Below are 17,461 nucleotides of genomic sequence, written 5' to 3'. Positions count from 1 at the left end.
CGTAAGCACTAAAAATAATGGATTTGGAACTAACGGAAAACAATAGTTCAATAAAAGACAAGTTTCATCAACAATCATAATCTTTCTATTAACCAAATTTATTTAAATAAATCTTTTTAAATATTGGTCAAATATTTTGTTCATAACTTTGGGTGTGTTTTCTAAATAAACATTAATTTGCTCAATGTTCGATTCGAATTTATCAGAGTTTCTTTCATCTGTTGGAAAATCAGATATTCCTTTAATGATGATACATTCAACATCATTCCTCTTACAGATATAAGCAATTGCACCCGCTTCTGTATCGGCTATTGTTATTTCGTTTTCTTTAAGTTCTAAATAGTCCTTCCACATAACCACTGCTTTATCAGCGGTGCCAATTGTTCCTGTATAAAAATCATTTCCATATTTTGATAAATCAATCTCTACTATGAAGGATTGTTTAATAAGAGGCTCAATTTCTTTTACTGTACAATCATATTGAACGGCTTTATCGGGTACAAAAATATCCAAATTACTGAACTTCTCATCTATTCCTGCACATGTTCCAGCAACGATTACTTTAGTTAAATTAAATTTAGAAATCATATACTGATTACCACCAACACCATTTACTTTTCTTACACCTGTACTATAAAAAACAAGTTCAGTATCATTAATTGTTCGTATGAAATACTCGCCATATGGATAACCGAAACGTTCATTATTTTTTATGCTAAAATACTCCAATGCCGCTTCATATTCCCACTTCGTTGCAATACTTATTCCTATCATCGACTTATCACCCTACAAATAAAATTTGTTACCATTGAATTCATTTTTTATCACTTAACTATCCTTCTTTACTCTGTTCATTAACAATTAGTTATTAATATGCAAATATCCTTTTTTACTAAACTGCCCCTTTTGTTCAATAAGAAAAGCCGCCGAAATAGCAGCTGAATCTTAAACTGTTGCACCGTTTGTTGAATTACTTATCTTTTAGTTTTGTTCCTAAATTGTCTTAGAAGTTCAATCAAGATTAAAACAAAAACAATTGCCATAATTGTGCCATTTATATATCTATGGTCAGTTAAATTCAAAATTGATACTATAAAAGATAAAACAGCTGATATAATTAGTGACATTCTTCCCATACTTTTGCCTCTTTTATTTTTGATTAGTTCTGTTTTTTACAGATAAAATGTCCAGCCTCTTCTTCAACTATTCTGCCCCTTTACTTCTATAAGAAGAAAGCTTCCTTATTACAGGAATGCCCCGTTAACTTAAGTAAATTCTTTCATAATGTACCCTTCTGATCTAAGGTCTGCCACTCTAAATGATTGATTTCTTCATAGCTTCTTACTCTCGACATCCACTCTATATTTGCTGCAAATGTTTCTGAGCACTTAAACTCGATTTGTTTTGTCTGCTTACAAAGGATACATTCAATAAATCCTGAGTAATCCCTAGTTTCATCGGGATTACGGGAAGAACCATAGAAAATTAAAAGTTTATAGAAATAGGTTAAATATGGTGTCTTGTCAAATACACGAGTAGAAAAAGCACTTTTTAAATTTACATAAGTTAAAGAATCCAATGCCCATCGTATGGTTATTACTCCGTCTGGATATGTGGCTTTAATTTTTGCGTATCTTCCCATATGATCCTTTGAAACTTCCTGGATTTCAAACTGCGGCAGCTCCCTATTACGTGTCATATTCATCCCTTAATATAACGAACTTAGCTTTAAAAGCTTGTTATTAAATATTCGACTTTATTTGAAAGTTACCCTTTTTAAAATAAACTGCTCCTTTAGCACAATTTAACAAAAAAGGCATCAATCCTTCTTGAATCAACGCCCTGATAGCAAATTAAGCTACCTAATAAATTTGATAATAAATACCCTGTTGTTCATTATTTGGAGAATCATACTCTTTCCGTAGGGAATCTTCATTATTGTCCATAAAAGATAAATATCTAATTAAATTTTTTTGAAACCCTTTTACATCACCTTTTAAGATTTCGTAATAAGTATTATCCCATAATTCAATAATATCCTGATCAACTTGTTCTATACTGCTTTTTCCTGTTTCACTAAGTAAAACTATATTTTTATCTTGGACTACACTAACTACCTTAATGGACAGAGAAAGCCAATATGCTTCCATAATTGACTCATCTGTAATATGAAATGGGCTGATCACAATATCATCTATGTAGTTAAGACGCTGTATTATCATTGGGAGATGTTTTATATCTTCTAAAGAAAAAAATATATCGTTAAAATAGTAATGTCCTCCATCCAATTTTTTTATCTCAATGGAACACTGCTTACTTAAGTTCACATTTTCACCTCTATTCAGTGCTATTCACTCTTTTATTAGCATTTTCTTATTGAACTCCCTCAGTTTAATACGATTTTCTCCCGAATACTCGCTTATTCGCAGGATTTCATAACCTTTGGTAAAGAGTTAACAATTAAATGAAATGATTTCAGATCATTTTGGCTAATGCTGCGCCTTTTGTTCAAAATGAAAAGCTGATTAACTTTTATTAATCAGCTCTAGCCCCTTTAATTGAATAAACTCCAATAAATTTTTGTGTATTCATCACAATAAAAGCCTTCTAATTGACATAAATCAACTATTTTTCCAACGGTCTCTTTATCTGAACATATTAAAGAAAAGTGGCTATCCCAGTGAGTAGTAATCAAAATTTTATTATCGTGAGTAAAAAGGTTGATTGGTTGGTTGCAAAATATATGTTCACTTTCGATTAAATCATCTATATACTCTAATTTTCGTTCCGTACAAAATTCATCTCCACACCATATCCATTCATACCCAATCTTTTTTATATTATAGAGAATGTTATTTATCAGAAACTCAGGAAAAGTTCCTTCTACAGGTGGTACAATCTGATTTTCTTCACAAGTCCTTTGAATTACTTCAGCTACATATTCATTTGCGAATTTTTTATTTAAACCCATAATAAGTGTTCTTAGCCCAATATCTAACTGTTTTAAATTTTTTATACCAGATATTTTTAAAAAATCCCCCCAACTCACCATTTCACAATTTTTTAATATTTCGTTTTTACTTGGAAATGTATCAGGATTAAAGAGTGCATAATCAATTGTTTTAGGTTTAATAAAAGGATGATAAAAAATAAAAATTTCTTGATATACTCCTTTGTAAAATTCCTTAATTGGTATATCTTCATTGGCACAAACTGCGTATTTATGTGGGGCAGGTAATTTCCTAGCATTTATCATTACAACCACCATTTCGCAAACAGTATTTATATATTTATATTCGGCTATGTTATTCAACTATCCTGCCCGTTAGCTCAATAAAAAAAGCATTAATCCTTAAAGGATCAACGCAACCGTTAGCTTAATTTTTAATATCTATTTTTTTATTTATTTCTAATATCCTCCAATAAAGAAATAACTTTTTTGTTCTGTTCAATAATTGTTTGATTTTGCTTTCTTAATGCTACAAAGTCAAATAAATACACTAATAAAATTGCTAATACAAGGAATTCCATAAGTAAAACTCTCCCCCTCCATCTTTCTCTACATTATACCATTTTTAACCAAAATATCCCCCATTCAATAAGAAAAGCCGCCGAAATGGCAGTTGAATCTTAAACTGTTGCACCCGCTACTTTAAAATCCACTTTTCACACTCTTTCCTATGTATTCTAAGAATAAGTTACTATGAAAAAATTTTTTCTTTTTTTTGTTGACTTAAACCTTCCTTTAAGTCGTATGATAGTTCTGTCGACGAAAGATAAAGATCAACTTTGGAGGTCTCCAAATGAAATACTATTCAATTAGCGAAGTCGCAGTCAGATTCAATATACCACAGTGAACGATACGTTATTATGAAAAACAGGGGTTACTACCACTTATCCAGCGTGATGAAGCCGGTAGACGGTTATTTTCAGAAGATCAAATTGCACTTTTTGAAACAGTGTTGTGTTTAAAAAACACGAATATGCCAATAAGTAGTATTAAGCAATATATTAATTGGGTGATTGAAGGTGACAGCACCATTGAACTTAGGCTTGAAATGATGAAAAATCACAAACGAGCGGTTCTAGAAGAAATTTCATTAATGAGGGAATCAATAAAGGGAATTGACTTCAAAATTGAACGTTATACAAAACAAATTCAAGAAAGAAAACAGGATGAGTGACAGTTTGTCTAAAAAAATATTAGAAAAGAGGTACTATAATGAAACTTTCAGGAAATACAATACTGATTACAGGCGGAAATGCTGGAATAGGACTTGCTTTCGCAGAACGCTTTATTAAGACTGGAAATAAAGTGATTGTATGCGGTCGGCGTAAAGAAGTACTGCAGAACGTGAAAGAAAAATTCCCGAGCCTGATTACTCGTGTATGTGATTTGGCTAATGAAGCCGAACGTGTTGCATTGTTTGATTGGGTAACATCTAACTACCCAGATGTAAATGTGTTGATTAACAACGCAGGGATCCAACAACGTTTTAATGTATTAAAAGCAGACGCGAAGAACGATTGGAGTTATTTTAATAAAGAAATCATAACCAACCTGGAAGCACCGCTCCAGCTTTCTATGTTATTCGCTCCATTTTTTGCAACCAAAGAAGAGGCCACTATTATAAATGTGACATCGGGATTAGCTTTTACTCCATTTGTGATTGCACCTATATATTCAGCAACGAAAGCAGCACTTCATTCCTTTACAATGAGTCTCAGACACCAACTTTCTGATACCTCTGTAGAAGTCATTGAAGTTGCTCCTCCAGCTGTGAATACCGATTTAGGCGGTGCGGGTCTGCATATGTCAGGAGAACCATTAGATGAATTTGCAGATGGTATTTTCAAAGGATTAGCAGAAGGTAAAACGGAAATTGGATATGGTACTTCTGTGGAACGCTTACGTATGTCACGGGACGAAATCGATGAATACGTAGAGAAAATGTACCAAGCAACGAAAAACTTAATTGAATAATCTTTTGCAGAAATCACCAAATTGTTCCTATTGGGAAATATAAAACAAAACTCGCCACAGTTATTTTTGGGCGAGTTTATTTTTTTTACCTTCTCCTACTTCCACTAAACTGCCCTTTGAAAGAAAGCTGACAAATAGTTAACGGGTTCTCTTAAAGGTGCAAAACAGTAAATCACACAATGCAAATAGGGTACGGCAGTGATTTTATTGTTGCTATCAATGTTTTGGGTAAATTAGCGATATAAAATAACATGATAAATCACATAGTAAGAAACAACTTGCGAATAGATATTCTCTGTCTGATAATTGAATTGTTAAGATTGATGCAAATTACTAATATATTGGACTATCAGACAAAGTTATTTGATTTTTGCTCTGTTATAACTGAATGTTGATTTTACCTGTTTGAAAAATAAACGGAGAATTTCCGTTTAAATTGGGAAATCCCCATATTTCCTTAAAAATAAAGGAAGTTTTTCCGTTTATCTTATTCTAACTCTTTGGATTTCGCCTTATTTAGAGAAGTTAATCGGAATATCTCCGCTTATATCTTCTTCTTAAGCCTCCCTTATATACATTAACCGGAAATTCTCCGTTTATGAATTCTCATACCTCCTAATATCGTAAGTATTTCAAGATACTTTATAATAACCGGACTAATTGGAAACTCTCCTTAAATCAAACAATTCCAAACGCCGCCACTTAATACTGTTTCAAATAACCAACCAGCCCTTTCCTATTGGCGTATTCTTTAAGTCTGTGTAAAATTACTTGGTGAAATAATGCTCACGTTAATTTATGTACATTCTTCACAAACTTTATAGTAATATATCCTTCTTTACTTAAAAAGTTTATCAATATTATCCTTACAGAAGGGACAAATCCAATCACCATACCTCTCATATAATGGGAGAAGGGTTTCCAAAGAATTAGATATGACTTCGCAGCCAGTATCATCGTGCATAAAGAATATTACATTTTTAGAGACATTTACGAAAAATACATCATAGTGCATTCCTAATTCATCTGAGAATCTTGGCTTTTAAGGAGGAAAATCTCTATTAGTTAATGCCTTTAAAATTAAGCGGGTCTGAATGTCACGTTTCATACACTTTATGGAATATTGAATTGTATAAGCGTTAATTGGTTCCTCCTCTTCTTCTTCAGGAAATGGGTAAGGAAAGGTACTTTGCTGTAAATGATATCTGACATTCTTATCGGAAATATATTTAAGGTATAATCCTAATTTTGATTTATATTTTAAGTCATTTTCCCTATAAACATTTACTAATAGGAAAACTTGATCATCATCTGAAAATATACTGTTAAAGATTGATGATGCTTGAAAAAACACTTTCTCAAAGTATTTTAGATTAATTTCATCTGAACCATCGATAAATTGATAAAGTTCTCTAGCGAACTCAAAGTGCAAATTAATTTTCCATTGGTCTATTAGACTTGGTCCTAGGGTAACTCCCGGAAATAAACCATTTAAATATTCATGAATAGTAGGCATTCTAAATTCCTTTCTTTACAAAACAATGTGATAATATACTAATTTCACTATCCTGCCCTTTTGTTCAATAAGAAAAGCCGCCGAAATGGCAGCTGGATCTTAAACAGTTTTAATTTCTACTGCCTGGAAGTTCAGAATAAATATCTAATAAATCCTTAATTATTTGTTTAGGTTCCTCTCCACCTTTTCCGTTTATTGCTGAATCTAATCTTGCATATATAATTAGTAAAAGACTTTTGGCATCAGATTCATCTAATAATTGAATCTTCCCCTTTACCTTTTCAATATCTAACAATAAAAACACTTCCTCACAAAATCATTTTCCTTATTTTAACTTATTTGTATTCAACTAAACTCCCCGTTTTTTAAATAAGATTTATTATTAGTTGTTCTTTTGCTAGTCCTTATCAATCTCTGTATTTTCCTGTTTTATTTCACCACCAAAAGACCATCCCTTTTGTTCGAGAAATTTAGTAAATTCATCTATAAATTCATTGATATGTACCGACCTCTTAAACCTACTATCTATAACATTTCCTTCTATTAATATTTGTGCTAGTTTGTTTTCATTGGGTTTTGCTTCCTTTTCCCAAACTGGTTTCCATAAAGGGTCTTTCTCGTAATTACTTTTTTTGCCCTTATCACCAAATATTTTTTCACTAGCACCATATCTAATAAAGTTTCTTTGAGCTTGCCTTAAACATACTCCGTTTGCACCGCCCCAGTAGTCCGGATTTTCATTCATTACATTATCATCTTCCCATTTGCAATTGTCACGAATATCAAACGTTCCAGATGGCTCTTCGTCAAAGGTCTTATATCCGCAACAAGGACACGTATATTTCTTCAAATAATTCACTCCCTAGTAGCATCTATTGCACTTAATTTTTTTCTATGTCTTGTTTTAACTAAACTCCCTTTAGCTCAAGAAGAAACTTCAACAAAAAAACGCAATCCGTAAGTGAAAGAAATAAATCTATGTCTAATCCACTACATTTAAAAGGACCTCACAATCACAAAATCCTCCTTGATTCCGCATAGCTTTTATGATTTTTGAAATTTTGCTTTTAGGAACGTTATTTTCTAGCCAACTCTTTGTTAATTTATGTGTATGGTCGCATCCTTCTGAATTTATCATCTCATCCAAAAACGCCCAAAGTGTTTCCAACTGATCTGGAGATAGATTTATTTCTTCCCACTTACCACCATATTCTTTTAACAATGCCAGTCTTTTTAAATCCTTACGTTCTCTGTGACCTAATTCCATTGTTTTCTCCTGACAGATGATAGCTTCTTTGTAATTCAACAAGCATTCTTCTGCCTGGGAAAGCAAACGCCAAGCCAAAGCATTATTCGAATTTTCAATAACAAATTCCTTTAAACCTTGCCGAGCACTCAATAATAAAGGGACGGCTTTTTTTGATGGAGCTCTCCTTTGTAGGGAACCTTGCATGGATAATTGTTGTCCTTTTATCAGAATATCTTTTAATTCATTTAATCTATCCATTAAACCACCTTATTCGATTTGCTTTACCCTATACTAGTGGGAATTATGAGAGGGTTAACCGATTAATATTATATCACCTGATTAAGCTAACCCGTTTTGTGAAAGAACAACTAATTACAAAGAAAAAACATCGAGCCATACTTAGTACTTCATAACAATGGATGAAATCCGTACGCCGTTCCAAATTTCTATGCTGTACATATTTTGTAATTACGAAAAGTGTGATCTGTAGAAGAAAGTGTTTGGGAAATAAGATAAATAAAAGGGGTAAAGTACATGATTAGAGTTTTATTTGTATGCCTGGGGAATATTTGCCGTTCACCGATGGCTGAAGCTTTGTTTCGCGACATGGTTAAGAAAGAAAAATTAAATGACAAAATCTTAGTTGATTCCGCTGCAACCAGTTCATGGCAAATCGGCTTGCCTCCTCACAAAGGAACTGTTGATATTCTAAAGAAATACAATATCTCTTCTAATGGGCTTGTTGGACGCCCACTAATAAAAGATGACTTTTGGAAGTTCGACTATATTATAGGTATGGACAAGAGTAACATAAAAAATATTTATAGTATAACCGGCAAACCTAATCATCCAAAGATTATTAGGTTGCTAGACCTGACCAAAGCCAGAAAAGATATACCCGATCCTTTTTACACAGGCGACTTTGAAGAAACTTATAGTCTTGTTTCAACTGGCTGTCGGGCGTTACTCAAGAAAATATGTAGGGAAGAAAACTTATCCTATTGAATGAATCTGCATCTTTCGTAAAAAAAGCCGCCAAAATGGCGACTGATTCTTTAGCTCAAGTTCCTTATTTACTATCTAATCAATTAATAACTAACTTCGATAAAATCCACCTTCCGAATGGATAACCTGCCCTGTTATCCAATTTGCCTCTTCACTAGCAAGAAATGCAATAATGCGTGCAGCATCTTCCGGCAGTCCAATACGTCCCATTAGGAATTTAGGTTGAAGATATTTTCTTATATCATCCGTCATCCAATTAGAATCTGTTGGTCCTGGGTTTACTGCATTTACTGTTATACCTAAAGGTGCAAGCTCAGCTGATAAAGAAAGTGTAAAGGCTGAGATTGCTCCTTTTGTTGCTACATACGCTAAATTTCCAGGCATAGGACCAAGGTCTTGACCAGATGTTAAATTAATGATTCGTCCCCACATTCTATTCATTTCTTGGAAACGACGAGCAAACTCTACAGAAAGAAGACAAGTTGCTCTAACATTTACATTGTAATGTTCATCTAATGTCTTTGTATCTAAATCCATATATCCCGAATCAACGGAATGTGCTACATTATTGATTAGTATAGAAGGAAACCCTAATTTTTTTGAAACTTCATCCAATAAGAATAGGTGAGAATCCATCTTAGATAAATCAATTTCTAATCCCTCACATCGAACTCCCCTTGCCGAAATCTCACGTTGAAATATATCTGCCCATTCAGAATCAGAATTCCAATAAGTAAAGAAAATATCTAAACCCTGAGAAGCTAGCTTGCGACATACAGCAGCACCTATTCCTCTTTGGTTACCCACACCTGTGATAATTGCAATTTTATCCTGTTTATTAGTCATTAAAATCCCTCCTAATAAAGGGAACGATGATTGTGTTATTAGAGATGTAGATTTCCTCCAAAAATAAAAAGCAGATACACAAAGGTAACTGCTTAGTGAATGGGGCGTTTATAACTCCACATCATGTATCCCTTGAATGATTAAAGATAGACAGACCACACCCATAATATTTATGGAAAAAGCATACTGTCTCTATCCAGTTAATTAATCATTACAAGGTTTTCCACATATGGAATCTAGATTCCCCTCTCTTTACATCTCTAATGTTGATATTAACAAACTACTAATGAAAATAAAAGCTGTAATCACCGTGATTAACAGCTTGTGTCCCACAGGTAAAATAAAAATTAAATCTTTAGATGCATTTATATCAAAGGAATATCCACATTAATGAAACAACCATGGAATTATTGAAAGATTACCTCATCTCCAACATTTACTTCACCATTACATTCAATCTTAGCCCAAACACCAAACGTTGCATCATGATTATTAACCAAGTTACGCAGTATCCGAACATCCTGTTTTAGTTCCTCCTGTGGTTGGTTCACCATTACACACCTTTGGAGTAGGGCCACAACTCTTATGATAACGTTCGGTCCAACTTTCATTAATCGGTCTACCCAATCATCTTCAAAGTATCCTGTTGATGCTGTATCAATTAAAATATTAGCTCGAAAACGACGAGGGTCTACTGGCTCTCCTATTTCTTGACTCAACTTATTTAACGCAGAAGTTGTAATGATACTTATTGGTCCTTCATCAAAATGAGATATTGATTCTTCACGTGCCAAGGTTACTGGAAAACCTAACCACTGCGTTAATGCCTCATTTACACCATTATGATCACCCCGATAATCCGTTCCATCAGGCATCGTTACAATTGGAGTAGTCCCCTCATATCTGGCTCTAAAATTAAATAATCCTTTCATCTGCTGGAAACGTCGTGTTGTCTTACCACTCCCAAACTTTCCATTCCCATTTTTTATTGCCCACAGACGGTCTCCAAAGAGACCTCGTTGATCAATGGAAACGGATGTTAAAGATTCCCCTAAGATTGATTTTACAGGAAACCGCCGGATTTCCTTGACTCTCCCTACAAGTTCATTCTTTTTATCCAAAGTTTCACATCCCTGTTTTTGATCTTTCCAAACTGTTGTTAAAAAGAAAAACAGTATTACTGATAATCCCTATTTTCGGCATCCTACCTCAGAATCCTTCTTTAACTTTCCTCTTGATGATAATACTCGGAATATTCCGTTTTTTAGTTTGTTTACACCAGTTTTTTAGGATCTTCCTCGCATATGCCCATGGCTTATTTTTCTCCACCGATCTGTGCATAGCCTCGATAACCATTTCACTGCTCAGGTCGTCCATCCACTTCGATAACTCTTCCATGATGAACGGAGTAATCATTCCAAAGCTTTGTTCATAGCAATCCTTCACTTTTATGTATTCATCATTCATTTGTTTTGTTTAAGAATGTTCGCGCTTTGTGTCGGATTCGTTGTCGAGTTTGCTGTCTGGGATGGTGTCGGATTTTCATCGGATGTCGGGATTATTGTCTGGGAAATTTTCTGGAATGGTGTCGGGCTTTCTGATGTGGAAGTTGTCGCAAATTCCGACTGAATTTTCTTTTCTTCCGCAAAAGGGATAAAAAAAATACCGTTGCCTTTGACCCCTGTTCCTTAAATCCAATTCTACCTTTTTCCTGAAGAAGCTTTCTTGCTGTATAATAGGCATCCTTTTTCAAAGTTGTTTTTGCTTCGATAAACGTTCGTGAAACCAAAAATTCCTTTTTCCAACCACATTTATTGTTGATATTCATTAACGTATGCCAAAGAATCATTGCTGCAGTTGAAATAGAATTAGTTTCGATTCAATCAAAAAATGAGTTCATTTCATAAATTTGTTCATGCTACTACTCCCCTTAATAAATTGTCTTCACTATGTATATAGGGAAAACCGATTCAAAGGTGTAGCAACCAAGTACCTTGACATCTACTTAGCCAGGTTTTTGTTTGTTGATAGTCGCAGTAACGAAAACACAAAGCACAATATTAAAGATTTTCTATTATCATCATTTGTTTTTGAAATGACAGATACCTACGATAGCTTACTCTTATCAAAATTGGCTGTACAGTGCTTCTCAACTATCAGCCAATTTAGTTTAACTCTGATATTAAATTAAATGAAAAAAAAGCGAGGTCCTCCCTCGCCTCGTTTATACTTTTGGAACATATTGATCACGATGCCGCAGTCCACGATCATCTTGCCGACCTTTCGGCACTAAATCGAGAAACTGATAAGTGATATTCATCATATCAATACCACGAGCGTAGGTCGAGTAAGTATGAAATATATTATTTCCTTCATCTTTGTAAAAAACGCTTACGCCCTCCCTGTCGGTACTCATAGGATTCTGCATTGTATAATTGTAAAATGCTTGTTCCTTCTCTACTTCTTCTTCGGTAAAAGATGCTTGAAAATCATAATTAAAATCCGTATGACCTGATGAATACCAAGGAAATGTCCAATCCATTCGTTTTTTGAATGCTTCCAACTTTTCTAATGGTGCACGGGATATACAGACAAAAGAGACATCACGGTGGTTTAGATGCGGAATCATCCCACTGTAATGATCCGCCCAAAAAGAACAATGTTTGCAGCCTTGATCCCAACTGGGATTGAACATAAAATGGTACACAACTAGTTGACTTCTTCCATCAAATAAGTCTGCGAGTGACATCTTACCATTGGGACCGTCAAATGTGTAAGACTTGCTGACAGCTTCCCACGGCAAATCTCGTCTCTGTTGCGTGAGTTCGTCCCGCAACTTCGTAAATTCTTTCTCTTTCTGTAGAAGTTCTTTTCTCGCTTCGATCCATTCATTCCTTGGTAAAACTTTATGTTCCATAGCAACACCTCATCATCTCACTTTTTCCCGCTTATTCTATCCATTCAATAACTTGATATACTTTTCATTTCTTTCATTAATCGGCAGATGCTTAAGATTTATAAGTTTGTTAAAAGATGTGCTTAAAGTAACGGGTACCGTTAGTCGGAAAAGAATGGGAGAGCTTAACGAATTTGTGAGGGTATCCTAATTACTATATAAAAATCAACATTTAAATTTAACAGAGCCATTTTTTAAAAAGAAGAATTTCCAAAAAAAAAGACAAGCTCTTTCAGAATAGGAGAGCTTGCCTTTTTCTAATCTACTTATTCCATCTATCAAACCGCAATCCATTAATATCCGTACTGTTATTCTGAGGATCACGACCAGGACCATGCACAGAATAATGGGTTAAACAATGGGCAGTTCTTTCTCTTTGCTTTATGTATGTGTTAAGAGAGCAATTTAGCTCTACTTTCATTCCATTTTTAAAAATAACATAGAGGTGATTATTTTCTATAATGTGGGTTTGTATATGGGCAGGAAAAATCCACCTGCACGTAAAGTCTTCCGGTGATTTAGTAGGAAACGCATATAAAAACAACTCAGGATAAATCATCAATGGGGTCCTTCTCCAATAAGAGAATATGTTACGAACGGTTTCAATTCGTCCTTGATAGGAGGCACCATATCTGTCACATGACTTCTTCAGGATCTCCTTCATCGTTTGTTTTGAGTAATAAATACCATTTAAATCATAAATTTTTGTGTTTAGTTCTGGATGATAGATTTCTGTTAGTGCTACCGTGTCAGTTGTCACGATGTAGTCTTTCAGTTCTATCAATCTCATAACCTCCCTTTCCCTTTTATGGGTATAGTATACTATAATTTTCCACTTAAATCCATATTTTTATATAAATTTTCCTAATTTTTTTAATAGATAAAAAAGGGCTATTATTTACGGTTGAATCGCTGGAAACTATCCATTTCTCTGCAAGAAAAGATCATTATCTCTTATTTTCAACATGGATTTTACCAAAATCTTGATTCGTACAGACAAATTTTTTCCGATATGGTGGACTTAACCCGGGAATACATGACAAAAGGCGCCTTTTGTGAAAGGTCTGTCGAATGGAAGATTTCCAAATGATAATGAAAGAATACGAAGCGATGATTCATCATATTTTGCATTCCTTACGAATTTACAAAAACTATGACGAATTTTTTCAAATAGGTTTGATTGCACTGTGGGAGGCGAAGGAAAAATTCGATCCGAGCAAAGGATCGTTTACAAGCTATGCCTATATGACGATGAAGGGGAGATTGTTAAGTGAAATAAAAAGATGCTCAAAAGTGGAGGAGAGACAATTTTATCCGAAAGAAGAGTTTTGGGACATTCAATTTGACGAAGGTGCTGTGAAGCCGTTAGAAAAAGATACCTTATTAGCGTATTGTGAGGGACTAACGAATAATCAGAAAAAGTGGGTTGTGGCTACATTTTACTTGGGGATGAATTCTGCTGAACTTGCGGCATATGAAAAAGTATCGCCATCTGCGGTGAAGAAGTGGAAAAAGGGAGCGTTGGAGAAGATTAGGATGACGGTACTTAGTGAATGTAAATAAAATCGAGTAGGAGGAGGTGACTAACCCCCGACCTCTCACACCACCGTACGTACGGTTCCGTATACGGCGGTTCCATTTATGTCTGACGTAGTTGAGAATATCTCACATAAAGACTCTTCAGCCCTCGCATCTCCCAATAGGAGTTTGTGAGGGTTTTCTGTAGGATTGGGCTTCTGGCTATTCTCCAATATTTCTTTCTAGAGTTTCCCCATTCGTATGCCTTCTCTTTTGGAATCCCTAATCCAATGAGTTTTCTTACTTTGGTTTTTGGTTTCTTCCATTCTTTCCATTGGCACATTCTGAGACGCCTTCTAATCCATTCGTCTAATTCTTTGAAAATAGTGGGTGTATCTGCTAATGCATAATATCCGCACCAGCCAATCAAATATTGATTCAGCTTCTCTATTCTATAATCCATTGGAATTGGTTTTGACCTTGAAGTTAATTCTCGTATCCGTTTCTTGACACGTTGAATACTTTGGTTTGACATCCGCACCTTCGGTTTCTTATGAAATGTGAAGCTAAAACCTAAAAACTTTCTTTTCCAAGGTCTGTCTACAGCTGACTTTTCTCGATTCACCTTTAGTTTTAGAGTAAATTCAATGAAAGTAGTAATCGAGTCCATTACTCGCTCTCCGGCTCTTCTCGATTTTACGTAGATATTACAATCATCTGCGTATCGGACAAACTTGTGCCCTCTCTTTTCTAACTCTTTGTCTAGTTCATCTAGAACGATATTGGAGAGTAAAGGACTTAATGGTCCACCTTGGGGCGTACCCTCCTCGGATTTCGTTATGACTCCATTAATCATAATGCCAGACTGTAGATACTTCCGAATTAGTGATAGGAGCGTTCTGTCTTGAATCCTTTTGGATAGAGTCCGCATTAATCTATCATGATTGACTTTATCAAAGAATTTCTCCAAGTCCATGTCGACTACCCATCGGTATCCCTCTTCGATATATTTCTTCGCTTGTCTAACACCGTCATGACCTCGTTTGTTTGGTCGAAAACCATAGCTCTGTGTTGAAAAAGTCGGGTCGAAGATAGGGGTTAAAATCTGAGTAATCGCCTGTTGGATGAAACGGTCTGTCACGGTTGGGATACCTAATAACCTTACTCCACCGTTCGGTTTTGGGATTTCAACCCGACGGACAGGAGAAGGTTGATAAGTACCCTCCATTAAGGATGTTTTAAGTGTATCCCACGTTTCGAGAATATGTCTTCGTAGGTCTTTTACGGACATATTGTCTACTCCATGACTTCCTTTGTTCTTTTCTACTCGCTTTAATGCCAATAAAAGATTTTCCCGTGACAGCATTCGTTCCATTAACATTGAGATTTATCCTTTCTACGTGAACAATACATTCTCATTAAGTGGGTTCTTTACTAAGCCCTCCCGAAGTCCCCCATGGAATTCACCATTTCTTCCTTTCAGGTAGGTTCCGTAAGAATTTTCTGCTTTCATACATAAAGAACCGTTTGCCGAGTGTTTGTTCTCCTAAAATGGTTCAGTCCTTCCTTGATTCTCTCGAGCAAACCAAGTACTACGACTTCGGCTGACTTCTGATTGTTCAGCTATCCATTACTAGATAGGTTACCAAGTGTACTTGGCGTATCAACCAGACCTCCCCGGGTAAGAGTGCAATCTTTCCTTCCATCTATCTGCTTCATTTACTTTGTATCACCTTCGGCAGAAAGGACTTTGTTTTGTATTGCAAACTCATCCAATGATACCTAGCCTTGTATGAAGTTCGTGTTCCTCAGACCGGAAGTTTGCCGCTCGCTTCCTTCAGATTCCGCGTCACCACGGACACCCTTGCGTTAAGCTAACTGCTACTTCTGCCTTCACAGTTCGGGACTTTCACCCTAGAGACTACACCCATGCCGGGCGCACAATCATAAAATCAACCTCGTTCCATTCGAGGTTGATTTTGTAAAAAAAGCATATTATTCTTTCGTTGATGTAAACACTGTCACTCACCCAGCAATTTTCTTTACTTCTTCTTCTGTCTTCTTATCTTCCATTTTACTAAAGATAAACGCTAGGATGGAGCCTGAAATATTATGCCATACACTGAAAATAGCACTTGGGACAGCTGCCAATGGGGAAAAACTTGCAGAGGCAATCGCAACCCCTAAACCGGAATTTTGCATCCCAACCTCCATGGCAACCGCTTTTTGTTTTGCTAAATCCATACCGCATAGACGGGAAAAGAAAAATCCTAAACAATACCCAAGAACATTATGTAAAACAACAACGGCAAAAATGAGTAAGCCCGTTTTCGCAATTTGCGCCTGGCTTCCAGCAACTACACCAGAAACAATCATGACAATTGCAATAACCGAAACAAGCGGCATTGCCTTCGTTCCCGCTTGAGCTTGTCTGCCAAAAAATTTCTTAATGATAAACCCTAAACATAAAGGAACAATAATAACTTGTACGATGGACAAAAACAAAGATCCAACACTAACATGTACCCATTTGCTGGCAAACAACAAAATAAGCAGCGGTGTCAAAATAGGTGCCAGAATGGTGGAAACGGATGCGATTGAAACAGCTAATGCTACGTTCCCCTTACCTAGAAACACCATCACGTTGGAGGAAGTTCCGCTTGGACAACATCCAACTAATATAACACCCACAGCTACCTCCTTCGGTAAATGTAATCCAACCGCTAATAAAAATGCTAATACCGGCATTATAATAAAATGCCCCGCAACTCCCAGTGCCACCTCTTTTGGTCTGCGAAATACCTCTTTAAAATCAGATGCCGAAAGAGTAAGCCCCATACCAAACATGACAATCCCCAGCAGCGGGACAACATATCCGCCTATCCATTTGAAATTTCCCGGAAACATATAAGCCAAAACGGCTACAATAATCACCCAAAATGTAAATGTCTTGCCTGCGAATCCACTTACTTTTTCTATTACCTTCATACTTTACCTCCTAGACTATCTCTAAATCTGGTTATGAGTTGGTGAATCTCCTTTAGTAGCTTTTAAGAGGGGAAAATCTAGCAACAAAGGAGAACACTAACACAAATTTTTAAAAGTAAATCCTATTTTACAATATAATTAGAATTATTCAACAATTTTTCTACAAAATTATCGAATATTAGTACAATTAATCTTGTATTTTTGCATTATTTGATGGAAAGTGATTTTTGGTGACCGTATTTTTGCTTCGGGTTTGGGGTTGGGGTTGGTCATCATATTGCCACTTTGGTGACCATTTTTTCCAGATTCGCACGGGGGTTCGGGCACGATACTCTCTCTATTGTTACCATATTCCTTCTTCGGGCTTGGGTTCGGGCACGATACTACTTCTATTGTTAC

The 17,461-nt window shown here is 35.5% G+C and carries 19 protein-coding genes and 3 pseudogenes; 6 read left to right on the top strand and 16 right to left on the bottom strand.

Annotated features, from left to right (window positions below; translation table 11 throughout):
* Positions 1-102: 102 nt before the first annotated feature.
* The 5 genes from NSQ59_RS04890 to NSQ59_RS04870 form a co-directional block, all read right to left on the bottom strand.
* Positions 103-774 carry a 5'-methylthioadenosine/S-adenosylhomocysteine nucleosidase family protein gene (locus NSQ59_RS04890; protein WP_340829754.1) on the bottom strand — a complete coding sequence of 224 codons (672 nt, stop codon included), beginning with the start codon at positions 772-774 and terminating at the stop codon, positions 103-105.
* Positions 775-1,279: 505 nt separating this feature from the next.
* Positions 1,280-1,699 carry a hypothetical protein gene (locus tag NSQ59_RS04885; RefSeq protein WP_340829753.1) on the bottom strand — a complete coding sequence of 140 codons (420 nt, stop codon included), beginning with the start codon at positions 1,697-1,699 and terminating at the stop codon, positions 1,280-1,282.
* A gap of 163 nt (positions 1,700-1,862) precedes the next feature.
* Entirely contained in the window at positions 1,863-2,327 is a 465-nt protein-coding gene (locus NSQ59_RS04880) for a hypothetical protein (protein WP_126649886.1), read from the bottom strand.
* Positions 2,328-2,554: 227 nt separating this feature from the next.
* On the bottom strand, positions 2,555-3,256 hold the full coding sequence (locus tag NSQ59_RS04875; RefSeq protein WP_340829749.1) for a DUF2711 family protein: 702 nt from the start codon (positions 3,254-3,256) through the stop codon (positions 2,555-2,557).
* A gap of 143 nt (positions 3,257-3,399) precedes the next feature.
* Positions 3,400-3,531: a hypothetical protein gene (locus tag NSQ59_RS04870; protein ID WP_268888429.1), complete on the bottom strand. Its 132-nt coding sequence runs from the start codon at positions 3,529-3,531 to the stop codon at positions 3,400-3,402.
* Between the two features lie 329 nt (positions 3,532-3,860).
* Here NSQ59_RS04870 and NSQ59_RS04865 point away from each other — a divergent pair, with 329 nt between their 5' ends.
* Positions 3,861-4,184, top strand: a complete 324-nt coding sequence (locus tag NSQ59_RS04865) for a MerR family transcriptional regulator (RefSeq protein WP_340833135.1) — start codon at positions 3,861-3,863, stop codon at positions 4,182-4,184.
* A gap of 38 nt (positions 4,185-4,222) precedes the next feature.
* A complete protein-coding gene (locus NSQ59_RS04860) occupies positions 4,223-4,984 on the top strand; it encodes an SDR family oxidoreductase (protein WP_340829746.1) in 762 nt (253 codons plus the stop codon).
* An 838-nt stretch (positions 4,985-5,822) separates the two neighbouring features.
* Here NSQ59_RS04860 and NSQ59_RS04855 read toward each other — a convergent pair.
* The 4 genes and pseudogenes from NSQ59_RS04855 to NSQ59_RS04840 all read right to left on the bottom strand — a co-directional run bounded on the left by NSQ59_RS04855 (position 5,823) and on the right by NSQ59_RS04840 (position 8,007).
* Positions 5,823-6,500: pseudogene (locus NSQ59_RS04855) on the bottom strand (DUF3885 domain-containing protein).
* A gap of 109 nt (positions 6,501-6,609) precedes the next feature.
* Positions 6,610-6,795: a hypothetical protein gene (locus NSQ59_RS04850; protein ID WP_340829742.1), complete on the bottom strand. Its 186-nt coding sequence runs from the start codon at positions 6,793-6,795 to the stop codon at positions 6,610-6,612.
* 297 nt (positions 6,796-7,092) lie between these two features.
* Positions 7,093-7,350, bottom strand: a pseudogene (locus NSQ59_RS04845) (CPCC family cysteine-rich protein); the annotation flags it as partial.
* A gap of 132 nt (positions 7,351-7,482) precedes the next feature.
* Positions 7,483-8,007 (bottom strand): DUF2695 domain-containing protein, encoded by a 525-nt coding sequence (locus NSQ59_RS04840; RefSeq protein WP_340829741.1) that lies wholly within the window; start codon positions 8,005-8,007, stop codon positions 7,483-7,485.
* Positions 8,008-8,283: 276 nt separating this feature from the next.
* On the opposite strand from NSQ59_RS04840, the gene NSQ59_RS04835 reads away from it, so the two are divergent.
* Positions 8,284-8,754, top strand: a complete 471-nt coding sequence (locus tag NSQ59_RS04835) for a low molecular weight protein-tyrosine-phosphatase (RefSeq protein ID WP_340829738.1) — start codon at positions 8,284-8,286, stop codon at positions 8,752-8,754.
* A gap of 90 nt (positions 8,755-8,844) precedes the next feature.
* On the opposite strand, the gene NSQ59_RS04830 is transcribed toward NSQ59_RS04835, so the two are convergent.
* The 3 genes from NSQ59_RS04830 to NSQ59_RS27890 form a co-directional block, all read right to left on the bottom strand.
* The gene (locus tag NSQ59_RS04830) at positions 8,845-9,600 is read right to left on the bottom strand and encodes an SDR family oxidoreductase (RefSeq protein WP_340829736.1); all 756 of its coding nucleotides are present in this window, start codon (positions 9,598-9,600) and stop codon (positions 8,845-8,847) included.
* Positions 9,601-10,007: 407 nt separating this feature from the next.
* Positions 10,008-10,721 (bottom strand): MOSC domain-containing protein, encoded by a 714-nt coding sequence (locus NSQ59_RS04825; RefSeq protein WP_340829734.1) that lies wholly within the window; start codon positions 10,719-10,721, stop codon positions 10,008-10,010.
* Positions 10,722-10,809: 88 nt separating this feature from the next.
* Entirely contained in the window at positions 10,810-10,998 is a 189-nt protein-coding gene (locus tag NSQ59_RS27890; RefSeq protein ID WP_445669234.1) for a DnaD domain protein, read from the bottom strand.
* A gap of 27 nt (positions 10,999-11,025) precedes the next feature.
* Between NSQ59_RS27890 and NSQ59_RS04820 the strand changes: the two genes are divergently transcribed.
* Both NSQ59_RS04820 and NSQ59_RS04815 read left to right on the top strand, forming a co-directional pair.
* Positions 11,026-11,229, top strand: a complete 204-nt coding sequence (locus NSQ59_RS04820) for a hypothetical protein (protein ID WP_340829733.1) — start codon at positions 11,026-11,028, stop codon at positions 11,227-11,229.
* A gap of 334 nt (positions 11,230-11,563) precedes the next feature.
* A pseudogene (locus tag NSQ59_RS04815) lies at positions 11,564-11,791 on the top strand (hypothetical protein); the annotation flags it as partial.
* A 33-nt stretch (positions 11,792-11,824) separates the two neighbouring features.
* Here the strand turns inward: NSQ59_RS04815 and NSQ59_RS04810 are convergent.
* Positions 11,825-12,517 carry a DUF899 domain-containing protein gene (locus tag NSQ59_RS04810; protein WP_340829731.1) on the bottom strand — a complete coding sequence of 231 codons (693 nt, stop codon included), beginning with the start codon at positions 12,515-12,517 and terminating at the stop codon, positions 11,825-11,827.
* A gap of 301 nt (positions 12,518-12,818) precedes the next feature.
* Positions 12,819-13,340 carry a competence protein ComK gene (locus tag NSQ59_RS04805; protein WP_340829729.1) on the bottom strand — a complete coding sequence of 174 codons (522 nt, stop codon included), beginning with the start codon at positions 13,338-13,340 and terminating at the stop codon, positions 12,819-12,821.
* 302 nt (positions 13,341-13,642) lie between these two features.
* Here NSQ59_RS04805 and NSQ59_RS04800 point away from each other — a divergent pair, with 302 nt between their 5' ends.
* Positions 13,643-14,119: a sigma-70 family RNA polymerase sigma factor gene (locus NSQ59_RS04800; protein ID WP_235950811.1), complete on the top strand. Its 477-nt coding sequence runs from the start codon at positions 13,643-13,645 to the stop codon at positions 14,117-14,119.
* 76 nt (positions 14,120-14,195) lie between these two features.
* Here NSQ59_RS04800 and ltrA read toward each other — a convergent pair whose 3' ends face one another.
* Complete coding sequence (gene ltrA, locus NSQ59_RS04795; RefSeq protein ID WP_055737770.1) at positions 14,196-15,455, bottom strand: group II intron reverse transcriptase/maturase; 1,260 nt, start codon at positions 15,453-15,455, stop codon at positions 14,196-14,198.
* 644 nt (positions 15,456-16,099) lie between these two features.
* Positions 16,100-17,062 carry a bile acid:sodium symporter family protein gene (locus tag NSQ59_RS04790; RefSeq protein ID WP_340829725.1) on the bottom strand — a complete coding sequence of 321 codons (963 nt, stop codon included), beginning with the start codon at positions 17,060-17,062 and terminating at the stop codon, positions 16,100-16,102.
* Positions 17,063-17,461 lie beyond the last annotated feature (399 nt).

Origin of the sequence: Margalitia sp. FSL K6-0131, from assembly GCF_038008735.1 — a bacterium.
In the GTDB taxonomy this organism is placed as follows: Bacteria; Bacillota; Bacilli; order Bacillales; family Bacillaceae_C; genus Margalitia; species Margalitia shackletonii.
The sequence above is the reverse complement of the archived record's forward strand: the minus strand, read 5'-3'. Positions and strand labels throughout refer to the sequence as shown.

What these genes read in the sequence shown, in the direction of transcription:
- NSQ59_RS04800 (WP_235950811.1), top strand. Translation starts at nt 13,643, where the DNA reads ATGATAATGAAAGAATACGAAGCGATGATTCATCATATTTTGCATTCC.
- ltrA (WP_055737770.1), bottom strand. Translation starts at nt 15,455, where the DNA reads ATGTTAATGGAACGAATGCTGTCACGGGAAAATCTTTTATTGGCATTA.
- NSQ59_RS04860 (WP_340829746.1), top strand. Translation starts at nt 4,223, where the DNA reads ATGAAACTTTCAGGAAATACAATACTGATTACAGGCGGAAATGCTGGA.
- NSQ59_RS04830 (WP_340829736.1), bottom strand. Translation starts at nt 9,600, where the DNA reads ATGACTAATAAACAGGATAAAATTGCAATTATCACAGGTGTGGGTAAC.
- NSQ59_RS27890 (WP_445669234.1), bottom strand. Translation starts at nt 10,998, where the DNA reads ATGGAAGAGTTATCGAAGTGGATGGACGACCTGAGCAGTGAAATGGTT.
- NSQ59_RS04875 (WP_340829749.1), bottom strand. Translation starts at nt 3,256, where the DNA reads ATGATAAATGCTAGGAAATTACCTGCCCCACATAAATACGCAGTTTGT.
- NSQ59_RS04840 (WP_340829741.1), bottom strand. Translation starts at nt 8,007, where the DNA reads ATGGATAGATTAAATGAATTAAAAGATATTCTGATAAAAGGACAACAA.
- NSQ59_RS04790 (WP_340829725.1), bottom strand. Translation starts at nt 17,062, where the DNA reads ATGAAGGTAATAGAAAAAGTAAGTGGATTCGCAGGCAAGACATTTACA.
- NSQ59_RS04835 (WP_340829738.1), top strand. Translation starts at nt 8,284, where the DNA reads ATGATTAGAGTTTTATTTGTATGCCTGGGGAATATTTGCCGTTCACCG.
- NSQ59_RS04890 (WP_340829754.1), bottom strand. Translation starts at nt 774, where the DNA reads ATGATAGGAATAAGTATTGCAACGAAGTGGGAATATGAAGCGGCATTG.
- NSQ59_RS04870 (WP_268888429.1), bottom strand. Translation starts at nt 3,531, where the DNA reads ATGGAATTCCTTGTATTAGCAATTTTATTAGTGTATTTATTTGACTTT.
- NSQ59_RS04810 (WP_340829731.1), bottom strand. Translation starts at nt 12,517, where the DNA reads ATGGAACATAAAGTTTTACCAAGGAATGAATGGATCGAAGCGAGAAAA.
- NSQ59_RS04885 (WP_340829753.1), bottom strand. Translation starts at nt 1,699, where the DNA reads ATGACACGTAATAGGGAGCTGCCGCAGTTTGAAATCCAGGAAGTTTCA.